Genomic DNA, 24,344 nt, shown 5'->3' with positions numbered 1-24,344 from the left:
TCATTTATGGAATTTAAGACGTCGGTATCGCACAGAGAGCCGCCACGAATGAAAGTCCGCGAAAGAATTTCGGAAGCTTCCTTCAACCGGGAATATTCACACACGGTCGGTGAAATTACTTCACCGAATTCACGCATCGTATGCCGTAACGTAAACGTCTATTACGGTGAAAAGCACGCCATTCAAGATGTTGGTCTCGATATCGGCCGCAATGAAGTGATTGCGCTTATCGGGCCGTCCGGATGCGGCAAGTCGACCTTTATCCGATGTCTCAACCGAATGAACGACACCATCCCGGGGTGCCGAGTCACGGGGCAAATCGTACTCGACGGTCAGGATATCTACGACGGCTCGCTCGATGTGGTGCCGTTACGCGCTCAAGTCGGCATGGTGTTCCAAAAACCCAATCCGTTTCCGAAGTCTATTTTCGAGAACGTGGCCTACGGACCGCGGATTCATGGTTTGGTTTCCTCGAAGGCGGAGCTCGAAGAAGTGGTGGAGACGTCCTTGAGGCGCGCGGGCCTTTGGGACGAGGTCAAGGATTATTTGCATCAGCCGGGGACCAGCCTGTCGGGCGGACAGCAGCAAAGGCTCTGCATCGCGAGGGCGATCGCGGTCAACCCCGAGGTGATTCTGATGGATGAGCCGTGCTCGGCGCTAGATCCGATCGCGACGGCCAAGATCGAGCAACTGATTGACGAGCTTCGCTCGCATTACACGATCGCGATCGTAACGCACTCCATGCAGCAGGCGGCGCGCGTTTCGCAGCGGACGGCCTATTTTCATCTCGGCCGGCTGATCGAAGTGGGCGAAACGGCGCAGATTTTTACGAATCCCCGCCATCAGTTGACCGAGGATTACATCACCGGACGTTTCGGTTGATGAAACGGAATCCGGCCATGAACCGAGATGGGAGACGCGATGACAACTCAGGGTGAAGGGCACATCGTCAAACGCTTTGACGGCGAGTTGAGCCAGCTTCATTACCGCATCGTCGAAATGGGCGGGTTGGCATTGTCTCAGCTCAAGGATGCATTGCGGGCGATCAAGACCAAAGACATGGCGTTGGCCAGCAAGATCGGTCAGCGCGAGAACGAGCTCGATCTTCTCGAAGTGGAGACCGATGGGACTATTGTGGAGGTTCTTGCGCGCCGCTGCCCCGTTGGCGGGGATCTTCGGATGATCATGGCGGTGTCGAAGGGCGTTACCGATTTGGAACGTATCGGCGACGAAGCGATGAGGGTTGCGAACATCGCCCTGCAAATCTATGGAAACGATACCAGCGACCCGAACGAGCATCTGCTGCGCGATGTGCACGTCATGGGGCAAATGGCGGTCGATGCGCTGGAAAAAGCTTTGGATGCGTTCGACCGGTCCGATGAAGACGCGGCCCGAGACATCATCGCCCATCACCGCGCGTTCGAGGATGAGTTCGAGGCGAGCTTAAGGCGGTTGATGACTTATATCATGGAGGATTCCCGAAACATCGGTTTCGCGATCAACACGGTGTTGGCCGTCAAGGCCTTGGAGCGTGTCGGCGCCCATGCGCAGAATCTTGCCGAGTATGTCGTTTTTCAGATTAAGGGAAAAGACGTCAGGCACCAAAGTCCATGATGGCTCGCCCATTGCGATAGACCGCCGTCGGCTGGATATGCCGGCAATGACACGGTATAGTCCTATGCTGAAGCGCAACTCTTTCTAAAGCAGCGCATGCCTTAACCCTCATCTTCTTTTAGCGATCGCGCCCGTATTACTACGGTTTTTCGGCCGGTGGCGCTAACCGAAGCCGGTAGTGTGCGCCAATATACACAGATGCCAAAATCGACAATTCCACGAACCTTCGTATTCGAACGAAGGCTGATCGCTTTGCGACGTCTTGTGCTCCTCCGTTCCAGTTTGACTCGATTCGCCGCCGCGGGAGTGTTAATCCTCTCGGGGTGTGCCGGAACGCGGGAGGTTTCCATCGATTATCCGGAGACGGAATCGGCAGAACTGCGCGCCTTGCCGGGCATGTCTGCGGTGCAGGGCGATGATTTCTATGTTCAACTGATTTCCGAATTCGAATTCGAGCGCGATGCAAGCCGCGGACAGCCATGCCAGGACTTCGGCAGAAGCTATCAGAAGGGCGGTACCTCGGCCGCACTTTTATTCCAAATCAGAAACGATAAGCTCAAGCTTTACCAGGAAGTGCCCGCGCTCGTTTATCAGACGGCGGCCGGAGAGTGCAGCTTTACCTTCAATGCCAAGAAAGTTTATCTGACGCCTTGGATGAGGCTCGATACCGCCGAAGACACCCAAATCGACTTCAGTTTCGTCAATAGTTTGAACAGCGACGTCGATTTCGCCAAGCTGGCGAGCGATGTCGGCACGGCGAGTGGCGTGCTGGCCCTCACCGGAGCGGGAGCCGGTGTGGCCCTCGTGGGGCAGCTTGCCTCGGGGTGGATGCTGAATAACGAGAATCGGTCTGCGGAAATGACGCAGGCAGATGCTTCAGGGAGTCAAAGCAGGCGTGAGACACATTCGCTCCCAGCGGCCATTACGCTGAACAACCAGGGAGGCATCGTCAATAAAACCCGATTTGTCATCCGTGAGATTTCGGACAGTCCCGTCGCAATCCTGGGCACCGATGCAAAGGCTTTGGGCGAGGTCAGGGTCCATGGCGCCTTGCGCTCGTCCCTCCTGATGAAGATCAATCCGGACGGATTGCCGGATGCGAGAGATCTCTCTCTCGAAGAGCTTTGGCGCTCGAAAATGCAGGGGGGATCAGCGAATGGGACCTTGTTGAAATACATCGCCGAGGCGGATCATCCCGATCGCCCGAATCTTCAGCCGAACTGGGACAGTTATAAGGACGTCGAGAGCAGTTGTCGGAAGCTCAAGGTCGTGATGAAAGATCTCGGCTTCAATAAATTCGACCGCAATGCCGTGCTTTACTACTTCTTGGATAAGAGCGCCGATTGGAGGAACTACAACGTGCCGGGGCAACAAGTTCTCAGCGGAACTGTTCCCAATAGCCAGTTACAGCAGTACCGGGCTAAGGGCTTCGGCGGATGCTTGGCCTCGGAAGACTATGAGACGATGAAAAAAATGGGGTTGTCGGTCAATTCCGAGGAGGATTGGCGAGGAATCTTGCAACAGACCCAAGAGAAAGAAAGTTATTTCGCTGCCATTCGCTCCCTGGAGCGCCAACTCACCGCGGCGATGACGAACTCCGACCCTGCGGTGGCCGAGCGTCAATTGTTTCCTTTAATTGCGTCCGACGAAAAGGGGACGGGCACCGTATTGCTACAAAACCATCTCGCGGATTTCGGTCTCGAACAGATATTGAATGTTCCGGCCGTGCCGGGGGCCGGGATTGTAGCAACCTCGGCGCAATTGGCTCAGGTTTTTTCGGCACTTCAGATTGATGCCTTGAGCTGCGCCCGACCTGCATTCGAGCAGGGGCGACCGCTCAAAAACTTGGCGATTATGCTTTTTGCGACAAGAATCGGGAGTCCTTTGGCTAAAGGCGGAGCCCTGGAGTTCGAGTTTGACGGCGGAAAGGTCAAACGCATTGCTTTCCAGCATCCGGTCTATCGCGATCATTTGCAGAATTTGCGCGACTATCCGGACCTGGGTGGTTGCAGAGTCGACGCCGGATTCGTAGAGCGGCTTAACTGAATATCCGTGAAGCCGCGCAGCTCATGCGCGTTTGATAATAAATTGATTCCTGGGCACATTTAGCGGCGCAGGACGATCGGCCCGCAACGGGGCTAAAACGCCGTCTCGTGTTCCAAAGAGTTGGAATGTGGAGACGGCGCGTTTTTAGCCGTCAAATGTGCCGGGCGCGCCGAGGCGGAAAATTCGACTGGCTTTCGGAGCGAGGGCGTGCCTCGTTTACCCGGATATTACGCCCCTTGAGATCGGCGCCATCTAGCTGCTTGATAGCCTCTTCAGCGCTAGCCCGATCCGACATTTCTACAAAGCCGAAGCCCTTGGAGCGACCTGTAAGTTTATCCATCACGACGTTCGCGCTGGTAACCTCGCCAAAGCGTTCGAATGCTTCACGCAATTCCTCGCTGGTGACTTGATAGGACAAATTGCCGACGTAGATATTCATCGAAAACACCTGTTCATCACTTCGTGCCATTTCCTTATTAAATACATCAGCTGCTTAACGAATGGCACTAAGATCAAGAACTGATGATCGACTCCCTCTACGGAGCCAAATTGGCGGCCTATACACCCATTCATACCCGGTAATGGAGAAAGGCTGAACGTATCCCGAGATTCCATAAGCTTCAAAGGGAAGTTGTCCGATGTCAATAACTCGGTGATTGTTTCTGATTTTTCAAGAACAGTTCGACCGTTTCCCGATCGGGAATGCCTGGTCGCGCGCCCTCCTTGGTACAGCAAAGGGCGCCGGCGGCGCTGGCGTAGTGCAAGATATCCTGCCAATTTTGGCCGCTTGCAAGGGCGGCGGCGAATGCTCCGTGAAACGCATCGCCGGCTCCGGTAGTATCCACGGCCTTTACCGGAAATGCAGGGAGGTTTCCCGACTCGACGCCCTTCTTCCAGATCAGCCCATTTTCGCCCAAGGTTATGACGACTGCGGGTGAGCGTTCGGCCAAACGATTCAAAGCCTGCGCCGGATCGTCATCATCCAGCCATTGCCGCGCGAATTTTTCCGAGCACACCAGGAAGTCCACCGAGAACATCAGCGCGTCGGTTCCCTTGTGCAAAGAGCCGGCGTCCAGGACCGCGGGAATGTTTCTGGACTTCGCCCAGGCGCACAATGGTTCGGAGAGGGCGGGCTCGTGCCCGTCAAACAAGATGACTTTCGGCGTAACGTCCGAAAAATCGATGCTGTCCGCCGGCAAAGGCGCCCTGGCGCCCTTGTAATTGACCAGAGCCCGCTTGCCGTCCGGTTTTATCAGGATTGCGGACAATGGCGTGGGCGACGCGCCGCGGACGATGAGATCGGTAGACACGTTCTCCCGTTGCAATTCCTCGAAATGGATTTGTCCATAGGGGTCGTTTCCCAAATAACCGGCAAAAGCCGCGTTATAGCCGAGACGCGCTACGGTTACGGCCGCGTTCGCGGCCGGACCGCCGCCGCAGGACATCAGGGATTCGGCGAAGATTTTTTCGTCCGCTTCAGGATGGTGCGGTACGGAAAAGATGAGGTCGTACGATGCGTGTCCAACGCACAATACGTGAATATTTTGGCTTTCAATTTTAGGGGAGGGTGTGTTCATCCTTGTGAAGCTCATCCTATCCACCGAACGAAGCGGAAGCCTATTTTTCCAAACCGAGAAAGTTCCACAAGCGCTCCATGGCAGACGGCTCGTAAACCAGATCTTTAGCCTGGCCGGGAACGCCTTGGGCATAATTGAATGCGTAGACGCGAGCCGCATCGTCGGCCAATTCCTTCATATCCAGCTTGCGGTAGGCCTGTTCCATGATCTGCAAAGCCACGGGCACGGCCGGAGTACGCTGATAGTTGCGAATGATTTCGGCGCAGCGCCTGGCCGCCGCAAGATAGGCCCCACGTCGCATGTAAAAGTCGGCAACGTGAACCTCGTACATGGCCAGATTGTTTCTTAACGACACCATACGTTGCTTGGCGTCGTCCACATAGCGGCTCTTGGGGAACTTGGCAATCAGTTCTTCGAATTCTCTGTAGGCATCGCGAGCCGATCCAGGGTCACGCTGCGACGAGTCCGTCGGCAGAAAACGATCAACAAAGCTTATGCCTCGGTTATAATTGACCAAGCCCCTGAGGTAATAGGCGTAATCGACGTTCGGGTGAGTCGGATTGAGCTTGATGAAGCGGTCGGTGGCGGCAAGAGCGGAATCGGGCTCGTCGTTTTTGTAGTAAGCGTAGGCGATGTCGAGTTGCGCCTGAGTCGCATATTTGCCGAACGGATAACGAGCTTCCAGTTTCTCGTATAATTTCACCGCTTTTTCGTAACGTTTTTCCGTCAGCGCCTTTTTGGCCTCGGTGTAAAACTGCTCCGCGGTCCAGTCGGCGTATTCATCCCTTTCTTCGCGAGTGGTAGAACAGCCGAATAGCAGTATGGCAAAGGCGAGCGGCCAAAGAACGAAGCGCACAGGCCGAAAAAAAGTGAAAAAAGACGACATGATAGGAGCGGCAGTCTTAACGCTCGCAGTATACATTGAATTATCTATCCCATAGAAGTGAATTCCACCCGCGTTCTTACCGCCGAAATTCCTCCATCGCTAGCCGGCCGTCGCCTGGATCAAGCTCTAAGCGAACTGTTTCCGGATTTTTCCAGAAATCGTCTGCAAAGCTGGATCAAAAACGGGGCTGCCCGAGTCGATGGGGCCGTTTTGTCTCCGAAGCACCGGATTCTGGGCGGCGAACGGGTGGTCCTGCATGCTGAAGTCGAGGAGACCACGGCCGTCGAGAGCCAGGATATCCCACTTGCGATCCTTTACGAGGACGACGCGGTCCTGATCATCGACAAGCCCGCGGGTCTGGTCGTGCACCCGGCGGCCGGCCATCGTGACGGAACTCTGCAAAATGCTTTGCTGCATCATGCCCCTGGGCTGGCCGGTATTCCGCGTTGCGGTATCGTTCACAGGCTGGACAAGGATACCAGCGGATTGTTGATGGCCGCCAAGACCTTGTCCGCGCACAAATCGCTGGTGGAGCAGCTCCAGACTCGGACCGTGCATCGGGAATACCTGGCCTTGGTGCAGGGTGCCATCACCGCCGGCGGAACAGTGGACGAGCCGATCGGCCGGCATCGCACCGATCGGAAGCGCTTCGCCGTCCGCGAGGAAGGCAAGCCTGCCGTCACTCATTACCGCATCGCCGAGCGCTTCCCCCACCACACCCTGCTTCGGGTAAAGCTCGAAACCGGGCGTACCCATCAGATTCGCGTCCATATGGCCCATATCCATCATCCGCTGGTCGGCGATCCGGTGTACGGCGGTCGGCTCAAGATACCGGCCGGCGCGAGCGAAGAGCTGATCACAGTCATCCGAAATTTCAAAAGACAGGCCTTGCATGCCGAAAAGCTCGGGATCATTCACCCCGCAACCGGTGAGTACACGGAGTGGCAGTCGCCACTCCCTGCGGATTTCTCCGGTCTGCTTGCGGCATTGAGAGAACAGGCATGAGCCGATTCTGGATCGAACCCGAGTGGCCCGTGCCGCCCGGCGTCCGGGCGGCGAGCACGTTGCGCCGGGGCGGGGTGAGCATAGGCCCATATCGGAGCCTCAACCTCGGCGCTCACGTCGGGGACGAGCCGAGTCGGGTCTCGGAAAACCGGCATCGGCTGCGGGAGGCCTTGAGCCTGCCCGCGGAACCCGTGTGGCTGAATCAAGTGCACGGAAAACACGTCATTCGGGCCGACGTATCGACCTATCGAAGCGCGGATGCCGCATTCACATGCCAAACCGGCATCGTTTGCACGGTCATGACGGCGGATTGCCTGCCCGTTTTGCTGTGTTCGAAGGAAGGCGATCGGGTCGCGGCGGTGCACGCCGGCTGGAAAGGGCTTGCGGCGGGCGTCATCGAAGCCGCCGTCGAAGCGCTTGAAGGCGATGATTTGTTGGCGTGGCTCGGGCCTGCAATCGGTCCGGACGCGTTCGAGGTAGGTCATGAGGTCCGGGAGACCTTCGTCCGCAAGAGAGCGGCATTCGCCGCCGCGTTTTGCCAAACGGAGAACGCAAAATGGCTGGCGGATCTTTATCACCTCGCACGTATCGTACTGAACGATGTCGGAATTTCGGCAATCTACGGCGGGGGCTTTTGCACTTTCGGTAATGCCGACGATTTTTTTTCCTATCGCCGCGACCGCGTGACGGGCCGCATGGCTACGTTGATCTGGCGCGAATAAATAAACCTAGAAACAGCGGTTGACCGCTTAAATAACTAGAAAAGTTCCATGAATCCTTATTGCCCTACCTTCTACCTACGTCACCGTTTGGGTGACGCCGCTACGTACCCGATTGCACGGCAGGCGGACCGGCTGGCGGCGTTGCTCCTCCTCGCGGGAGAATACCCCGCCGCGTCGTCGCGCCTTGCTATCCGGTCCGCCTGCCGCACACTCGGGCACGTCCAACCGCCGCTTCTAGGTTTAAATAAGACATGAACCTTCTCCTCTGGATAATTATTTTTACCTTGATCGGCGGCGTTTTGAGCGTCCTTGCGGCATCGCTGTTCCTGATGATTCCCGACCATCATCATCCCCGCGTGCTCCCTCACGGCATCAGCTTCGCCTTGGGCGCGTTATTGAGCGTGGCGTTTCTGGATCTTTTGCCCCATGCTGTCGAAACGGTCGGCACGGAGCAGTCGGAGAGCGTCTTCGCCGCCGTTCTTCTCGGAATCTTGGCGCTATTTTTGTTGGAAAAACTGCTGCTTTGGCGGCATTGCCACGCCGGCGACTGCGAGACGCATACGGACGACCACTTTCACCAGCCGGCCGGCACTCTCATCGTATTGGGCGACGGTATCCACAATTTCGTGGATGGCGTGCTGATCGCCGCGGCTTTTCTTACCGATGTACATCTGGGGATAGTCACGAGCCTGGCGGTGTTCGCCCATGAGATTCCCCAGGAAGTAGGCGATTTTGCGATTCTTTTGAAAAGCGGTTATAGCCGTCCCAAGGCCTTGCTCTACAATCTGCTGTCCAGTTTGGCAACTCTGCTGGGCGGTGTCCTGGCGTATTACAGCTTGGAAAATCTGCGCGAGGCGCTGCCTTATTTCCTCGCCTTGGCGGCATCGAGTTTCATTTATGTAGCGGTTGCGGACCTGATTCCCAGTTTGCACCACCGCACCAATGCCAGTGCCGCATTTCAACAAATCGCCATGATCAGTGCCGGCGTGCTGCTGATCTTTTCGGCGCATGCCTATACCGAGGAATTTCATAAAGATCATTCCCCCGAGGCCGTTTCATCGAAATGCCCCGCCATCGTCCCGTAGGAATATCGGCCGAACGCTCATTTAGCCGAATCGCGCATTTGCGCCACGAGTTCCCGCAGAGCTTTGCCGCGGTGGCTTAGGCGATTTTTTTCGTCCGGGGACAATTCGGCCGAGGTGCAGTTTTTTTCCAGCACGAAAAACAGCGGATCGTAACCGAAGCCTCCTTTGCCGCGCGGTTCGCGCAGAATGATGCCTTCCCATACGCCTTGTCCGATCAATGGGCTCGGGTCCTGCGCGTGGCGCAGAAAAACCATGACGCAGCGAAATCGGGCGGTCCGCTCGGCGTCCGGAATATTCTCCAGTTCGCGGAGCAGCTTGGCGTTATTTTCGGCATCGTTCGCGCCGGGGCCGGCATATCGGGCCGAGAAAACGCCGGGCGCGCCGCCCAAGGCGTTGACTTCCAGTCCCGAATCATCGGCTATGGCGGGCAGGCCGGAAAGCTGGCTGGCGTGCCGAGCTTTCAGAATCGCATTCTCGACAAAGGTCAATCCGACCTCCTCGATATCCGGGACTCCGAAAGCGGATTGCGGTACGATCTCTATGTCATCGTTTGCTAATATGGCCTGGATTTCGCGGACCTTTCCGGGGTTATTGCTGGCGAGCAGGATTTTTTTCATCGTCGGCTTGTCTCACGATGGCGGGCCGAATCGCTTTCCGGGAAGGGGGCGTATCAGCCGGTGCGTCGGCTGCTGCTTGAGCAGGCGGCGTCATAAACAATAACAATCTCAGAGGAGAAAAAGATATGAGCCAAATCTTGAACGAAGTGCTCAGCGCTAATCAAGCGTACGCGGCGAGTTTCAATAAAGGCCATTTGCCCTTGCCGCCGGGGCGGCATTTCGCGATCCTGACCTGTATGGACGCGCGCCTCGATCCGGCCAAGTACGCCGGTCTTACCGAGGGCGACGCCCACGTGATCCGCAATGCCGGCGGACGGGCCAGCGACGACGCCATCCGTTCCCTGGTGATCTCCTACAAGCTGCTCGGCACCCGCGAATGGCTCGTGATTCACCATACCGATTGCGGTATGGAACTGTTCACCAATGAGATCATGGGCGATCTTCTGAGCAATAGCCTCGAAACCGCGACCATCGACGCCAGCGGTTGGCACGATGTGGGTAAGGGGCCGGGGTGTACCGACGGCAAGTACATCAACTGGCTGACCATCAAGAATCAGGAACAGAGCGTTGCCGAGGACGTGATGCGTATCCGCAATCATGTCCTGGTGCCGAAGAACATTCCCATCTACGGTTTCATCTACGACGTAAGATCGGGCAAGCTGGTGGAGGTGCCGGCGGCCATGGCTGCCGGACGTCCGCTATAAGGCGTTCCGGGATGGTCTGAGGCAAAGCCGGCTTCAGCCGGCTTTGCAATTTTCGAGCGCGGCTCGCTGATGAGCCAATAATTCTGCGATTCCTTTGCCGGCCAAATCGAGCATGGTGTTGAGTTCATCTCGTCTGAAGGCATGACCTTCCGCCGTGCCTTGAACCTCCACATAGGCGCCGGCCTCGTTCATGACCACGTTCATGTCGGTCTCTGCCTCGCAGTCCTCGCGGTAGTCCAAGTCCAGCACCGGCACGCCCTTGTAGATGCCGACCGACACCGAAGCGATTTGGCCGTGGATAGGATTGATCCGGAGCTTTCTTTGCTTCATCAGATTGCCTACGGCCAGGGACAAGGCCACATAGCCCCCGGTAATCGAGGCCGTTCGGGTACCGCCGTCCGCTTGGATCACGTCACAGTCGATGGTGATGGTCCGCTCGCCAAGGGCTTCCAGGTTCAGCGCCGCCCGCAGGGAACGTCCGATGAGCCGCTGGATTTCCATGGTGCGGCCGCCCTGTTTGCCTCTGGCTGCCTCCCTTCCCATCCGCTCATGCGTGGAGCGCGGCAACATGCCGTATTCCGCTGTAATCCACCCGCTGCCCTTACCTTTGAGGAAAGGCGGTACTTTTTCTTCGATGCTGGCCGTGCAGATCACGCGGGTATCGCCGAATTCGACGAGCACCGAGCCTTCCGCGTGTTTCGTATAATTGCAGGTCAATGCGATCTCTCGCAGTTCATCCGGCTGGCGTCCGCTCGGTCTCATGGTATTGCTCGCTCTTCGAAAATCGGGGCAGTATACCCGAATTCAATTGCCCTCGCTTTTTACCGGTGATCCATAACAGAAGTCACGATAATCGCTCATGAATGCTAAACGGTTCTTATATTTGTTCGGTTTCGCGTTGCTGTTCGTCATTGCGCCCGCCGCTTATCAGATTGACAGGATTGCCCAGTCGCTGCCGGTCATGGACGGCGAGGCGGGGTTGCCAGGACTCTCCGAAAAGGCCGAGGTGGAAGCGGATGAGTTCGGAATTCCGTCGGTGCGGGTGGAAACGCGGGAGGATGCATTCCGCGTGCTGGGGTATCTCCATGCGCGCGACCGGCTTTTCCAAATGGATCTGATGAGGCGCAAGACGGCCGGACGATTGGCGGAAGTTTTCGGCGCGAAAGCGTTGCTCCTCGATAAACGGCAAAGAGCTTACCAGTTTCAGCGCGCGGCCGAGGATGCTGTGAACCGGATGCCGGCGGATCAACGCAAGGTTTTGCAAGCCTACACGGATGGCGTGAATGCGTTCATCTCCCGGGCTAAGGCCTTGCCGTTCGAGTTCCGCGTCCTGGCTTATCATCCCGATGCCTGGCGGCTGGAGGACAGCATGCTGGTCGCGCTGGGCATGTTTCAAACGTTGAACGGACATGACAAGGACGAGCGAACCCTTACGCTGATGGATCGTCTCCTTCCTGCCGAGGTGACCGCTTTCCTGACTCCCGACACCGATCCCTACGTTACCGTTCTCTTGGGCGGTGGCGATTCGCACCGGCCGGCGCGCCCGGTTCCGGTGAAATCGATCGCGAGCTTGATCGAGGAGGTCGGAGACCAGAAGCTCGGCAGCGTCATCGAGCCGGAAGCGCCCAGCATCGGTTCGAACAACTGGGCGGTGGGCGGAACTAAAACCAAGGATGGGCGCGCCATTGTGGCCAACGACATGCACTTGGGACTTTCGGTGCCGAATATTTGGTATCGTGCCCGGCTGTTCTACGGAGATGTGGATTTGTCGGGTGTCACTCTGCCGGGAGTGCCGCTGGTCGTAGTCGGCAGCAACCGTCATGTGGTTTGGGGATTTACCAATGTAGACGCCGATTTGCTGGATTTGGTGCGGGTCGAACTGGATCCCGCCGATCCCGGCCGATACCGGACGCCGGAAGGCTGGCGTCGGTTCGAGACCCGGACCGAGACCATAGTCGTTAAGGATGGCAGTGCCGAGCCCCTCGAGCTGAAGAGCACGGTTTGGGGGCCGCTCGCACCGGAGCCGCTGCTCGGCCAGCCTGTGGCGGTCCGTTGGACTGCGCTGGACCCGCGAGCCGTGAATCTGGGATTACTGGGGATGGACCGCGTCAAAACCCTGAATGAGGCCATGGCAGTCGTGAACCGCGCCGGCGCGCCGCCCCAGAATGTCGTTCTGGCGGACGATGCGGGGCACATCGCCTGGACTTACATGGGCTTTTTCCCGAGGCGGGTGGGCTTCGACGGGAGCGTCAGCGTTTCCTGGGCAAACGGTAGCGCCCGCTGGGACGGATTCATTCCGCCCGAAGAACTGCCGCGGGTCGTCGATCCCGCCGAAGGGTTTCTTGCAACCGCCAACAATCGTACTTTGGGCAAGGAATATCCTTACGTGATCGGCCACAACTTCTCCTACAGCTACCGCGCCTACCGAATCGCCGAGACGCTTAAGGGGATGCCTCGGGTTTCGGAACAGGATATGCTGGCCTTGCAGCTCGATACGGTCAGCGAGTTTTACGAGTTCTATCGCCGCCTGGCCTTGTCCGTGCTGAACGGTGAGCCAGAAGACGCAATTCTGGCGGAGGCGAAGCGCTCGATCGAACGCTGGAACGGCCGGCTCGATGCCGATAGCATCGGTATAGGGCTATTGGTCGAGTGGCGGCGAAATCTCGCAAAAGCCGTGTTCGCTCCTCTGGTGAGTCGGTGCGCGGCGGCCGATCCGAATTTCGCCTATGCCTGGCGCGAGCAGGAAACGCCGCTTCGTACGCTGCTCACGGAACAGGTTCCGGAAACGCTGCCGGATCGGCAATATGCCGATTGGCGCAGTTTTTTGATCGAGACGCTCCGCCGCAGTGCCGAAGAGGCCAAGCAGCGGAACGGCGTCGACCGATTGGAGAATTTGGCATGGGGTGAGATCAACCGGGTCCATTTGAGCCATCCGTTCAGTCAGACGTTCACACTCGCCGGCTGGGTTCTGGATATGCCCGAGGAGCCCGCGAGCGGCTGCGGCAGCTTCTGCGTGCGAGTGCTGTTTGACGGCCACGGCGCCAGCGAGCGCATGGCGGTGTCGCCGAATCATCCCGAGGACGGCATTCTCCATATGCCGGGCGGCCAATCCGGGCACCCGTTCTCGGTGCATTACCGCGACCAGCAGCAAGCCTGGCTCAAAGGCGTTGCTTTGCCTTTCCTGCCGGGTGCGGCCAAACATCATTTGACGCTGATTCCCGAATAATCCGGCCTGCACCGGGCAATGCCGTTAAGTCAGGTCCTGCTTCGTCATTCTTCGTCGGAATCTAGAAGCCACGGAGGGCATTGGCCTGAATCACATCCTTGTGTCCTGGATGCCGGCATGACGGCTTAACTTAACGGCATTGCTGCGCTAGGGAGGACGTTATGAGCGACGAATACCTCGAAATCGCGATCCGTTTAGGGAGCGCATGGACGGCCGGCGCCCTTATCGGACTCGAACGTACCTTTCACGGTCGTCCGGCCGGATTTCGCACGCATGCTCTGGTCTGTCTGGCTTCAGCGCTACTGATGTTGCTGACCGGCTACCAGAGGCTGTGGTTGAAGGGTGTTCCGCTGGACACGATTCAGACCGATCCGACGCGCATGGCCCAAGGCATCATGACGGGCATCGGCTTTCTGGGGGCCGGGGTGATCTTCAAGGAAAGGCTCACCATCCGCGGCCTGACCACGGCCGCATCCATCTGGATGACTGCCGCCCTCGGCATTCTTTACGGCATAGGCTTCTATTACCCCGCGATTCTGGTTACGGGTGCGGTCTTGGGTACTCTGGCTCTGTTCCGATTGATCGAGTACTGGATACCGAGCCAACAATACGCCCAGCTGAGGCTGCGGTATTCGAGGGATTCGGCGCCCGATGAATCGTCCGTCTGTGCGTTGATCGTTCAATACAAGGCGCGCATCGCGGGCATGAGCTACCGTCTTGTCGACAGCGGCAAAGCCTTCGAGTACTGCATGGTCATCCGCACTTACGATCTAGTCCATTTCAGCCGGCTTGCCGATAGGCTACGGCAAGAAACCGACCTTCTTGAGTTCAGCATTTCACCGGTGGGGGATTAGCCCCCATTTATCCCGTCAAATCTGGCGAGTGGTCGAGATATGTTGAACTTGCCGCGTCATGCAAGTGATCTCAACCTTGAACATCGCGTCAACTCTCATGGGCGGTTCGCAAGTGCGCGTTTCGGGCACGCTACGATCGATTTCGCGACGCCCCTTGGTGGAGGCGTCGCTCTGATCCGGCTCAAATTGGATGAGATATAAAATCGGCCGGATCCGATCGGCCAATCGATATGGGCTGCACTATGAAGCGGATCGTGGGACGCTCATTCCTGGACCGCGATTCCCAAATTTTCCCCGACCCAATGGCTTCTGATCTGATGTTTGTACATCAAACGATAGAGTGTCATGCGCGACACCGCCAATTGCCGCGCCGCACGAGAAATATTGTTTTCCGTGGCTTGCAGCGTAAGCTGGATAATTTCCTTTTCGGTTTGGTCTTTGGCTTCTTCCAGGGTCATAGGATGGTCGAATACTCTGCCAAAGCTCGGATGGAAGTCGTTCAAGCCCAGGTCCGCCGAGTTGATCAAAGGACCTTCGCACATGACCTTGGCCCGTTTGATCCGGTTGATCAACTCGCGAATATTGCCGGGCCACTCGTAACGACGCATCGCTTTCAATGCTTCGGGCTCAAAGCCTTGGGCGGAATCGCCGTCGCCGTTGGCGAACACGCGAAGATAGTGCTTGGCGAGAAGTTCGATATCGTCCTGACGCTCGCGCAGCGGCGGAACGTTTAAGGTCAAAGCCTTGAGCCGCCGGTAGAGATCGTCCCGGAAGCGACCGTCCATTACCGTTTGTTCCAGGTCGGTTTGAGCGGTGGCGATGATCCGGACGTCGATCGGCGTTTTCGCGGTGTCGCTACCTGACGGGGTGGTCCCTTCCCGGAGAAAGTTGAGCAATTCGGTTTGAAGGTCTTCGGTCAGATTGCCGACTTCATCCAAGAGCAGCGTGCCTCCCGCCGCAGCTTCCAGACGGCTCTTGCCCGGTTCGTGGATGCGGTCATGCCGTTCTTTGTCGTGCCCGAACAGCTCCGATCGAATGACTTCCGGCGGCAATCCATCGCAGCTCACCTTGACAAAGGGGTTGTCGCATCGAGTAGAGGCTCGATGTATGGCGAGAGCGGTCGATTCTTTTCCGGTGCCGCTCTCGCCGATGATCAATACCGGCGCCTCGATGGCGGCGACTTTCTTGATGGTTCGGAATAGCCTGAGGCTTGCCGGGCTGCATCCGATCAGCTCCTCGCGATTTCTATGGATCGAGGAGGCTGCGGTGCGTTCCAAGATATCCGCCATGCCCAGAGCATGGCCGAGCGTCAATTGCAGGCGCCCGGTATCCAAAGGCAGGGTGTGATAATCGTAAAAGTAGCGAGAAATCAGCTCGCATAGGTCCGGTCTGTTCAAGGTCTCAGCCGCCAGCAAGCCGATCCATTCCATGGAGCGGCGTGCGGTGAAAAGATTCTTGATCGAGGATAAGTCGTTTGGCAGGTCGGAACCGAAGAAAACCATTCCAACCTTGAAACGATGATGATCGATGAGATTCTTGGCCTCGTTCAGATCGCCAGTGGAAAAGATAGTCCATTCGAGAGACCGCAGGGGATCGAGCGATTCGTTCCGAGCGGCCGGAAAATTGAAGCACAGTACCTTGCGCATATCCATATGTTGTCCTTCCTGGTTCACAAGTCTAGGAACTGCCGAGGATGTTGGATTCTTGGAATCCATAAGTCGGATGCCTGTCACCGGTTGTTGTATAGGGTTGCGGTGATTACGATGGCTTCAAGGAGCGGATCGAGGCCGCGGCCTAAAAACCCACCGGTCGGCATCATATAATCTCAGGCTACATGAGCCGGCGCAAGAACCCGACGACGGATAGCGCCGTTCTCGATCATGCGAGCGGAGCAAGCGACGGCACTTCCCTGTGCCGAAGTTAGAGGGCAGTCAGCTCAGGCCGCTTTGCGGAAGACGATCTCTCCGTCCTCCACGTCCGCGCTGACGGTATCGCCGGCGGCGATCTTGCCGGCCAGGATATCCTGCGCCAAGGGGTTCTCGAGTTGGTGCTGAATGGCGCGCTTCAGCGGGCGTGCGCCGTAGACCGGATCGAACCCGGCCTCTCCGAGTTTGTCCAGCGCGGCTTCGCTGACTTCAAGCGCGATATCGCGGTCGGCCAGGCGGTTTTGCAGGTAGCCGATCTGGATGCGGCTGATGGCGCGGATCTGCTCTTTGATCAGCGGGTGGAAGACCACCACTTCATCGATACGGTTGATGAATTCCGGCCTGAAGTAGTGGGTAACCACTTCCATGACCGCCGCCTTCATCCGCTGATAATTCTCCTCGCCGGCCAGCTCCTGAATACGGTCGGAGCCCAGATTCGAGGTCATCACGATAACGGTGTTGCGGAAGTCCACGGTGCGGCCGTGGCCGTCGGTGAGCCGTCCGTCGTCGAGCACTTGCAACAGTATGTTGAACACCTCGGGGTGGGCCTTTTCCACCTCGTCCAGCAGGATCACCGAGTAGGGTCTGCGGCGCACCGCCTCGGTCAGATAGCCGCCTTCCTCGTAACCGACATAACCCGGCGGCGCCCCGATCAGGCGGGCCACCGAGTGCTTCTCCATGAATTCCGACATGTCGATCCGGACCATGGCTTCCTCGGTGTCGAACAGAAACTCGGCCAAGGCTTTGCACAACTCGGTTTTGCCCACGCCGGTCGGGCCCAGGAACAGGAAGGAGCCGTTGGGGCGGCGCGGATCGGCGAGACCGGCGCGTGAGCGGCGGATGGCATCCGACACCGCTTTGATGGCCTCCTGTTGGCCCACGACTCGCCGGGCCAGGTTTTCCTCCATGTGGAGCAGCTTTTCCCGCTCACCCTCGAGCATTTTCGATACCGGAATGCCGGTCCACTTGGAGACCACTTCGGCGATTTCCTCGTCGGTGACCTTGTTGCGCATCAGCTTGGTTTCCTGCATCTCGGCCTGTGTGGCGAGATCCAGTTCCTTTTGCAGCTTGGGAATCTCGCCGTATTGCAGTTCCGACATGCGGGCGAGATCGCCGTTGCGCCGTGCCGCGTCCAGGTCCAGCCGAGCCCGTTCCAGCTTTTCCTTGATGGCGGCCGTGCCTTGCAGCGCGGCCTTTTCGGATTTCCAGATCTCTTCCAGTTCAGCGTATTCCCGTTCCAGTTCGGAGATGTGGTCTTGGAGTGTTTCCAGCCGTTTTCGCGAGGCTTCGTCGGTTTCCTTCTTCAAGGCCTCGCGCTCGATCTTGAGCTGGATCAGGCGGCGATCCAGACGGTCCATTTCTTCCGGTTTGGAATCGATTTCCATGCGGATGCGGCTGGCGGCCTCGTCCACCAGGTCGATGGCCTTGTCCGGCAGATTGCGGTCGGTGATATAGCGATGCGACAGGGTCGCCGCCGCCACGATCGCGGGGTCGGTGATGGTGACGCCATGATGTACCTCGTATTTTTCCTTGAGCCCGCGCAGAATCGCGATAGTGTCCTCGACGCTGGGCTCGTCCACCAGCACTTTCTGGAACCTCCGTTCCAAGGCCGCGTCCTTTTCGATGTACTGACGGTATTCGTCCAAGGTCGTGGCGCCTATGCAATGCAGCTCGCCCCGAGCCAAAGCGGGCTTCAGCATATTGCCGGCGTCGATGGCACCTTCAGCCCGCCCCGCGCCGACCAGGGTGTGCAGCTCGTCGATGAAGAGGATGATCCTGCCTTCCTGTTTCGCGATATCGTTCAGCAGCGCCTTCATCCGCTCCTCGAATTCGCCACGGAACTTGGTGCCGGCGATCAGGGCGGCCATGTCCAAAGCCAGCAGGCGCTTGCCTTTGACGCCTTCCGGCACTTCGCCGTTGACGATGCGCTGCGCCAGGCCTTCGACAATGGCGGTTTTGCCGACGCCGGGCTCGCCGATCAAGACCGGATTATTCTTGGTGCGGCGCTGCAGAACCTGGATGGTGCGGCGGATTTCATCATCGCGCCCGATCACCGGATCGAGCTTGCCCTGTTCGGCGCGCGCGGTCAGATCGATGGTGAATTTCTGAAGCGCCTGGCGTTGCTCTTCCACGTTGGCGTCGTCCGCCTTCTGGCCGCCCCGGATCTGTTCGATGGCTTGCTCCAGTTTGTTCCGGTCCAGTCCCGCTTTCCTGAGCAAATCGCTGAGCTGGCCACGGTCTTCGATGGCCGCCAGCACGAAGATTTCGCTGGTGATGAACGTGTCGCCGCGTTTTTGCGCCAGCTTATCGGTGAGGTTCAACAACCGGCCCAGTTCGTTCGAGATCTGTACGTCTCCGCCGATACCTTCTACGCGGGGGATGCGGTGGAGCGCTTCTTCCAGAGAGGTACGGAGCTGATTGACGTTGACGCCGCATTGCGAGACCAGGGGCCGCACGGTGCCGCCTTCCTGATCGAGCAGCGCCGCCATGACGTGAATCGGCTCGATGAACTGATGGTCGTGCCCCAAAGCCAGGCTCTGCGCTTCGGCCAGGGCTGCTTGGAATTTACTGGTCAGTTTGTCCATTCGCATTGGAAAAATGCCTTTATGTTGCTTAATCGAGATGACTCAATAGATTGGGGTGCCGTACCCGCTTTTCAAGCGAAGCCGGCGATGCAGTCGCTCGTTATCGATCCTCTATAGGAAGGCATTGTAGTGAAGTTCCAGCCTTAAAAGCCGCTTTGACGTGCGTCGGAGCTTTGTAATACGATCGCCTTCCATTTCCACTTTTATGCGCGGAACTCCCATGCAGGATGCAGTGCCCTTCGCGGCAATCAGCCGCTTCCGGTTTTCCGAACCCGAGGTCCTCTCCGGACAATTGCCCAACGGAACCCTCTCTCGTCTCTTAACGGAAAAGTAGGCCGTCGTGATGGAGACGACGGCTTTAAGCAATAGAAGTTTTCCAGGCGTCGGCATGAGTTTTCTCGCCGGCCTTCTGAGCGCCTCGATTTACGGCTTCGGAATCTCCCTCCTACTCGGGTTCGGTATCCATAAGATTTTTCTGTACTTGTGCGCCGCTGTCGTCATCTGTCTGGCGCTGTTGTCCCGCAGCGGCTTCCCAATCGATCGGCCGATGGCCGCTTTGCTGTCCCTCGTTGTTTTGCTGACCGGACAAGGCTATCTCATGGCGTCCGCCAACGAGACCGACTTTCGCTTTTTGGAGCATCTATCCTGGCCGGTGGCGGCGGTTGCCGGTGTGGTGATGCTGCCCGAGCGATTCGGCAGTCGCTGGCAATTGACCCATAAGCCGATTATCGCCGTGCTGGCTGCGTTCTACGTTGTCGCCCAGTGGATCGGCTTTGCGATTTTTCCCGATAAGTTCGGGCTGTTCGCCAATCCTCATTTCTTGGCGCTGTACTGCTTGCTGACGCTGCCGATCCTGTTCTATTTTTCGATCGCGAACGGCGGAGGACAACGGTGGCTGTTCATCTTGGCGTTGCTCGGCGATGCGCTGTTGCTGTTGAAGACCCAGTCCAGGCCGGGTTTTCTGGCTTTGCTGGCCGGCTCGCTGGCGATCGTCCCGTTCGTGGCGGTCAGGTACCGGTGGATGACGCTCGCGGCGGTGCTGATTATTCCCGGCTTGCTGTACGCATCGGGAATTTATGGATTCGACGACAGGATGGACGATTTCTTCGGTGATTTGCGCAAGGAAGAACGGGTGGCCATTTGGACGGAGACTGCCGAAATGCAGTCGGCGAGTTCGGTTCGAGAATGGATTTTCGGGCATGGATTCGGGCAGTTCTACCGCGATTATCAGGGGGTTTCCAGCTTTCATTCGGTGGTCGATTTCTCCTTTCCGCACAATTTCTTGCTGGAACTGCTGTATAGTCACGGGTTGATTGGGCTTATTGTTGTAATCGTCGGCTATGGGCTATTTTTCGCGAAGCTCTGGGTCCATACGGCGACTGCCGATAATGATACACGCAGGCAGATAGGCCTCCTTTTGATTGTCGTGACGACGGTCCATTTTGCGCATGCCTTTCTTACGCTGCCTTTTTTCTCCCGATCGACGCTCTATCCGTTGAGCTTGATTGTGGGGGGCGGTTTTCGTTTTTTTAAAGCTTCTCATGGCTCAGCCTGATTTTCCGCCGGTGGGCGTGATTATTCCCAATTTCAACGGAGTGCATTTATTGCGCCGCAATCTGCCGTCCGTGATACGGGCCGCCGCAGCTTATCCCGGCACCTGCTCGATCATCGTGGTGGATGACGGATCGGCGGACGGAAGTGCCGAGATGCTCCGGACCGAGTTCCCTTCGGTTCGTGTCGTCGTCCATGAAGCCAATCGCGGTTTCGCCGAAGCAATCCATTCGGGGGTCGATGCCGCCGACGCGGAATTCCTGATTTTTCTGAATTCCGATGTGCGGCCGCAGGAGGACTTCATGGCGCCGTTGATCCGGCATCTGGAAAAGGCCGAGGTCTTCTCCGTATCGCCCCTGGTTCTGGACGAGGACGGACGGGTGAGCCCGGTTTCGTGGCGGTGTTTCCGAATAAAACGGGGCCGGCTTAGGTCGGTGCGCTGGCGCTTCGACGAGCTGAAGTCCGCTGCGCCGACGGAGAGCTTATTTGCCTCCGGAGGCTCCGTCGCTCTGCGAAAATCGATGTTTGTGGCGCTGGGCGGCTATTTGCCGCTTTACAAGCCGTTCTATTCCGAAGACTTCGACTTGGGTTTGCGCGCCTGGAAACGCGGGTGGCGAACGCTCTTGGAGCCGGCGAGTCGGGTGGTGCATGAAAAAAAAGGTTCGATTTCGGAAAACGTGGCCGCCGATCGAGTCAGAAAGACGCGGGTGTGCAATCGATTCTTGCTCGAATGGACACATATGCCGGGGAAGGACTTGATGCTCTATCTCTTGCCGGGCTATCTGTTCCAGTTGATCGGACGCTTGCTAAGACTCGATCTGGTATACGTCAGAGGCTTTTTTGCCGCACTGCGCCGCCTTCCGGAAGCGCTTCGAGTACGAGCCGAAATCCGGAAGCACCAAGTCCTGGATTTTTGGCGTATCGTCGACGCCGTCGAGCGGAGTTTTGGCCTGAAGGCTTGATTATTAACGTGTTCGTGAAATTACGGAGACCCTATGGTTAGGGACAGGCCGATGTTTACCGTCTTTATTCCCACCTATAATCGCGCGGGCTTGTTGACTAGGGCTTTGTCCAGCATCGAGGCCCAGACCTATCGGAACTTCGAGGTCGTCATCGTCGACGACGGATCGACCGATGACACTGCTGCCGTCGTGGCTCGTTGGAAAGCGGGCGTCGAATTCCCAGTCATTTATGTCAAACAGAGCAATCAGGGCAAGCACGCCGCTCACAACAAAGGCGTGGAATTGGCCAGGGGGCGGCTTTTTTTCAATCTCGACTCGGACGACCGTCTCTTACCCGATACCTTGGAGCGTATCCGGCGTCATTGGGAGTCCATCCCCGAAAGTGAGCGCGAACGTTTCGCCGGTGTCGAAGGTCTGGTGGAGAGTATGGACGGGAAGCGGTCGCTGACCATTCCTTATCCCCATAATCCGCTGGATGCAAGCTTTCTGGACGTGCGCTATCGCCTGGGCGTGGGCGGCGACAAAAAACATGCGATTCGGACCGATGTCGCGCGCCGGTTTCCGTATCCGGTCTTTGCCGGCGAAAGGCATATCCGGCCCTCGCTGACCTGGAAACGGATTTCGCACCATTATGTCTTTCGTTGTGTCAACGAACCCTTCCAGCAGGTGGAGTACCTGGCCGATGGTCTGTCTTCCGACCGTTTTCGTCTGCGCATGCGCAACCCGCGCGGATTCCAGCTTTACTATCTGGAAGACGTAACCGAGCACCGGGCATGGCTCAGCCGCCGCCAACGGCGGCGCAGCATGGTCGATTTCATCCGTTTTTCCTTTCATGCCGGTGCCGGTCTTCTCAAGCAGGGAAGGCTGACCCGCTATGATCCCTTATGGCTGGCGCTGGTGCCTGCCGGATTCGGCCGCTGGCTGGTGGATCTCTACCGGCTGCGCTTCAAAAAGGGATACAAGCCGAATCGGAAAGAAACGCGCAACTGATGCGGGCGCTCTTAAGAGGTGTGAGAAGTCGTAGGTCGGCAATCCCTTGCCGACCAAGGCGTCGGAAAAGGATTTCCGACCTACAGCTACACCTTCGCAACGCGGCCATCGAGCCGCGCAGTAGCTTCTCACACACCCTCTTACAGCCACTCCGCGCGTTTCAGGCGTCTATACAGCCAAACGCAGCCGATCAAGGTTCCCGCCAAAGCGGCGGGATAGCCGAATCGGAAATCGAGCTCGGGCATGAACTTGAAGTTCATGCCGTACATGCTGAACACCATGGTCGGCAACGCCAAAATGGCGCCCCATCCGGCCAAGCGTTTGACGACTTCATTCTGCCGGACCGTGATCAGCGCCAGGTTTGCTTGCATGGCATCCGACAGGGTTTCACGCATGGTGTCGGTGGCGCGGATGATGCGGTGCACGTGGTCGTGTACGTCGCGGAAATAAACGCGCAATTCCTTGGAGACAACATCGGGGTGAAGCCGCATCAGTGCATTGCAGACGTCCAGCAAAGGCATCGCGGCATTGCGCAGCCGCAGCAGGCAGCGTTTGAGATCGTACAGGCGTTCCATCGCATCGCGATGCAAGCGGTTTTCAAAGATGTCTTCTTCTAGTTTTTCGAGCAGCGATTGGTAATGTTCGACGACCGGCATGAAGTTATCGACGATGAGGTCGAGGACTGCATAAAGCGCGAATCCGGAGCCTTTGGCCAGGAGTTGCGGCATGCTCTCGCAACGGACTCGGGCACGGCCGTAGCCTAGCGACGATTGGTGACGGATCGATATCAAAAATTGCTTGCCGACGAACAGATGCGTTTCGCCGAAATGAACCTTGCCGTCCTGAAGCTCTACAGTGTGCAAGACCACGAACAATGATCCTTTGTATTCTTCCAATTTCGGCCGTTGATGTGCGGAGCGGGCATCTTCCACCGCGAGTTCGTGCAGGCCGAATTCTTCCTGGAGTTGCAGCAACTCGTTCGGATCGGGTTCGGTCAAGCCAACCCATAAGAAGGTATCCGGTTCCGCAAGCAGTTCACTGATGTTTTCGACGCTGACGTCTCCGATTCGCTGGCCGTTGCGATAGGCGGCGCATCTGATATACACGATTAATCCTTTTCAGCCCCGAGCGGGACAATTGGTCATGGTTTTTGTACGTATTAGTTACATATAATACGATCAGTCGAATGGATGATTTCCCTTGATAGGTTTTTGATGGTCGATGCAAAGCGCTTGATGGGTGCCACGCGAACGGGCGGTGTTCTCCGCGGCGCATCTGTTGCGGCCGTACTGGCTTTGGGCGTTACGTTTTATTTTACCCCGCTGAAAAGCTGGCTGGATCAAGGCTTGATGCTCAAAGCCGAGTTGGCGAGTTACGGTTTGGCGGCGCCCTTGGTTTTTACCTCGGCCGGCGTAGCGCTCACAGCAATCGGGGCGCCTCGCCTGATTTTGTGCTCTCTTGGCGGATTGGCGTTCGGCTTTGCTTGGGGACTGGTGTGGAGCCAACTGGCGACGGTGTTGGGTTCATACGTGACGCTTCTGCTCATCCGCCGATTCGGCGTAGGCTACGGACTGAAGAAGGTTCGTCAGTTTGAGCGATTGGCACGGCAGATCAAGCAAAACGGCGTATTGGCCGTGGTGCTGATTCGACAGCTTCCACTGAACGGCTTCTACAATAATGTACTTTTGGGGATGACGGATGTCGGTCATCTGGATTTTCTCATAGGAAGCTTCATCGGGTTTTTGCCTATGGGGATTACCGCCTGTCTGATAGGCGCCGGCTTACTCCAGACCGATTTTGCCAAGGCCGCCGAATACATCGCCTTGGCATTGGCTTCGTCGGTGATTTTGGGCTATGCGTTGAAACGGCTCCACCGACTCGTATGCGCCAAGAACACCGAGTTGTCTTTTTTGGCCGATAAGGATGCGTGATCGGCTGCGCGGAATGTTTCGCCCGATGGCCGCATGCCGCTCGCTCTACACTAGACTAGGGACT

General features: G+C 57.4%; 21 protein-coding genes. 13 read left to right on the top strand and 8 right to left on the bottom strand.

Annotation, left to right across the window (positions count from 1 at the left end):
- The first annotated feature begins 48 nt into the window (after window positions 1-48).
- The 3 genes from pstB to B2A78_RS20620 all read left to right on the top strand — a co-directional run bounded on the left by pstB (window position 49) and on the right by B2A78_RS20620 (window position 3,660).
- Window positions 49-882 carry a phosphate ABC transporter ATP-binding protein PstB gene (gene pstB / locus B2A78_RS20630; RefSeq protein WP_077731937.1) on the top strand — a complete coding sequence of 278 codons (834 nt, stop codon included), beginning with the start codon at window positions 49-51 and terminating at the stop codon, window positions 880-882.
- 39 nt (window positions 883-921) lie between these two features.
- Window positions 922-1,614, top strand: a complete 693-nt coding sequence (gene phoU / locus B2A78_RS20625; protein ID WP_166642721.1) for a phosphate signaling complex protein PhoU — start codon at window positions 922-924, stop codon at window positions 1,612-1,614.
- Window positions 1,615-1,812: 198 nt separating this feature from the next.
- Window positions 1,813-3,660 (top strand): hypothetical protein, encoded by a 1,848-nt coding sequence (locus B2A78_RS20620; RefSeq protein WP_240502615.1) that lies wholly within the window; start codon window positions 1,813-1,815, stop codon window positions 3,658-3,660.
- Window positions 3,661-3,811: 151 nt separating this feature from the next.
- Here B2A78_RS20620 and B2A78_RS20615 read toward each other — a convergent pair whose 3' ends face one another.
- The 3 genes from B2A78_RS20615 to B2A78_RS20605 form a co-directional block, all read right to left on the bottom strand.
- On the bottom strand, window positions 3,812-4,099 hold the full coding sequence (locus B2A78_RS20615) for an RNA-binding protein (protein WP_077731935.1): 288 nt from the start codon (window positions 4,097-4,099) through the stop codon (window positions 3,812-3,814).
- A 202-nt stretch (window positions 4,100-4,301) separates the two neighbouring features.
- Window positions 4,302-5,237 carry a PfkB family carbohydrate kinase gene (locus B2A78_RS20610; protein ID WP_143735252.1) on the bottom strand — a complete coding sequence of 312 codons (936 nt, stop codon included), beginning with the start codon at window positions 5,235-5,237 and terminating at the stop codon, window positions 4,302-4,304.
- Window positions 5,238-5,277: 40 nt separating this feature from the next.
- A complete protein-coding gene (locus B2A78_RS20605; RefSeq protein ID WP_077731955.1) occupies window positions 5,278-6,123 on the bottom strand; it encodes an outer membrane protein assembly factor BamD in 846 nt (281 codons plus the stop codon).
- A 57-nt stretch (window positions 6,124-6,180) separates the two neighbouring features.
- Between B2A78_RS20605 and rluD the strand changes: the two genes are divergently transcribed.
- From rluD to B2A78_RS20590, 3 genes are all read left to right on the top strand, one after another.
- A complete protein-coding gene (rluD, locus tag B2A78_RS20600) occupies window positions 6,181-7,128 on the top strand; it encodes a 23S rRNA pseudouridine(1911/1915/1917) synthase RluD (protein WP_205780852.1) in 948 nt (315 codons plus the stop codon).
- Entirely contained in the window at window positions 7,125-7,850 is a 726-nt protein-coding gene (gene pgeF, locus B2A78_RS20595) for a peptidoglycan editing factor PgeF (protein WP_077731933.1), read from the top strand. The genes rluD and pgeF overlap by 4 nt, the downstream gene beginning before the upstream one ends.
- A gap of 251 nt (window positions 7,851-8,101) precedes the next feature.
- Entirely contained in the window at window positions 8,102-8,935 is an 834-nt protein-coding gene (locus tag B2A78_RS20590; protein ID WP_077731932.1) for a ZIP family metal transporter, read from the top strand.
- Between the two features lie 17 nt (window positions 8,936-8,952).
- Here the strand turns inward: B2A78_RS20590 and B2A78_RS20585 are convergent, their stop codons facing one another.
- Entirely contained in the window at window positions 8,953-9,552 is a 600-nt protein-coding gene (locus B2A78_RS20585; protein ID WP_077731931.1) for an XTP/dITP diphosphatase, read from the bottom strand.
- Between the two features lie 125 nt (window positions 9,553-9,677).
- Here B2A78_RS20585 and B2A78_RS20580 point away from each other — a divergent pair, with 125 nt between their 5' ends.
- On the top strand, window positions 9,678-10,256 hold the full coding sequence (locus B2A78_RS20580; RefSeq protein WP_077731930.1) for a carbonic anhydrase: 579 nt from the start codon (window positions 9,678-9,680) through the stop codon (window positions 10,254-10,256).
- A 33-nt stretch (window positions 10,257-10,289) separates the two neighbouring features.
- Here B2A78_RS20580 and rph read toward each other — a convergent pair whose 3' ends face one another.
- Entirely contained in the window at window positions 10,290-11,018 is a 729-nt protein-coding gene (gene rph, locus B2A78_RS20575) for a ribonuclease PH (protein WP_077731929.1), read from the bottom strand.
- 97 nt (window positions 11,019-11,115) lie between these two features.
- Here rph and B2A78_RS20570 point away from each other — a divergent pair, with 97 nt between their 5' ends.
- Both B2A78_RS20570 and B2A78_RS20565 read left to right on the top strand, forming a co-directional pair.
- A complete protein-coding gene (locus tag B2A78_RS20570; RefSeq protein WP_077731928.1) occupies window positions 11,116-13,482 on the top strand; it encodes a penicillin acylase family protein in 2,367 nt (788 codons plus the stop codon).
- 161 nt (window positions 13,483-13,643) lie between these two features.
- Window positions 13,644-14,336, top strand: coding sequence for an MgtC/SapB family protein (locus B2A78_RS20565; RefSeq protein WP_077731927.1), 693 nt, complete (start codon window positions 13,644-13,646; stop codon window positions 14,334-14,336).
- Window positions 14,337-14,599: 263 nt separating this feature from the next.
- Here the strand turns inward: B2A78_RS20565 and B2A78_RS20555 are convergent, their stop codons facing one another.
- Together B2A78_RS20555 and clpB are read right to left on the bottom strand one after the other, a co-directional pair.
- The gene (locus tag B2A78_RS20555; protein WP_168175493.1) at window positions 14,600-15,988 is read right to left on the bottom strand and encodes a sigma-54 dependent transcriptional regulator; all 1,389 of its coding nucleotides are present in this window, start codon (window positions 15,986-15,988) and stop codon (window positions 14,600-14,602) included.
- A 284-nt stretch (window positions 15,989-16,272) separates the two neighbouring features.
- The gene (clpB, locus tag B2A78_RS20550; protein WP_077731924.1) at window positions 16,273-18,852 is read right to left on the bottom strand and encodes an ATP-dependent chaperone ClpB; all 2,580 of its coding nucleotides are present in this window, start codon (window positions 18,850-18,852) and stop codon (window positions 16,273-16,275) included.
- A 382-nt stretch (window positions 18,853-19,234) separates the two neighbouring features.
- Here clpB and B2A78_RS20545 point away from each other — a divergent pair, with 382 nt between their 5' ends.
- From B2A78_RS20545 to B2A78_RS20535, 3 genes are read left to right on the top strand one after another with little or no spacing between them, the layout of a single operon-like run.
- Window positions 19,235-20,401 carry an O-antigen ligase family protein gene (locus tag B2A78_RS20545; RefSeq protein WP_168175492.1) on the top strand — a complete coding sequence of 389 codons (1,167 nt, stop codon included), beginning with the start codon at window positions 19,235-19,237 and terminating at the stop codon, window positions 20,399-20,401.
- Window positions 20,388-21,359, top strand: a complete 972-nt coding sequence (locus B2A78_RS20540; protein WP_077731922.1) for a glycosyltransferase family 2 protein — start codon at window positions 20,388-20,390, stop codon at window positions 21,357-21,359. The genes B2A78_RS20545 and B2A78_RS20540 overlap by 14 nt, the downstream gene beginning before the upstream one ends.
- Before the next feature lie 51 nt (window positions 21,360-21,410).
- On the top strand, window positions 21,411-22,349 hold the full coding sequence (locus tag B2A78_RS20535) for a glycosyltransferase family A protein (RefSeq protein ID WP_168175491.1): 939 nt from the start codon (window positions 21,411-21,413) through the stop codon (window positions 22,347-22,349).
- Window positions 22,350-22,489: 140 nt separating this feature from the next.
- Here B2A78_RS20535 and corA read toward each other — a convergent pair whose 3' ends face one another.
- On the bottom strand, window positions 22,490-23,455 hold the full coding sequence (gene corA / locus B2A78_RS20530) for a magnesium/cobalt transporter CorA (protein ID WP_077731920.1): 966 nt from the start codon (window positions 23,453-23,455) through the stop codon (window positions 22,490-22,492).
- Between the two features lie 108 nt (window positions 23,456-23,563).
- On the opposite strand from corA, the gene B2A78_RS20525 reads away from it, so the two are divergent.
- Window positions 23,564-24,280 (top strand): VTT domain-containing protein, encoded by a 717-nt coding sequence (locus tag B2A78_RS20525; protein WP_166642674.1) that lies wholly within the window; start codon window positions 23,564-23,566, stop codon window positions 24,278-24,280.
- Window positions 24,281-24,344 lie beyond the last annotated feature (64 nt).

It is taken from the genome of Methylocaldum sp. 14B (assembly GCF_002005105.1).
GTDB lineage: Bacteria > Pseudomonadota > Gammaproteobacteria > Methylococcales > Methylococcaceae > Methylocaldum.
The sequence above is the reverse complement of the archived record's forward strand: the minus strand, read 5'-3'. Positions and strand labels throughout refer to the sequence as shown.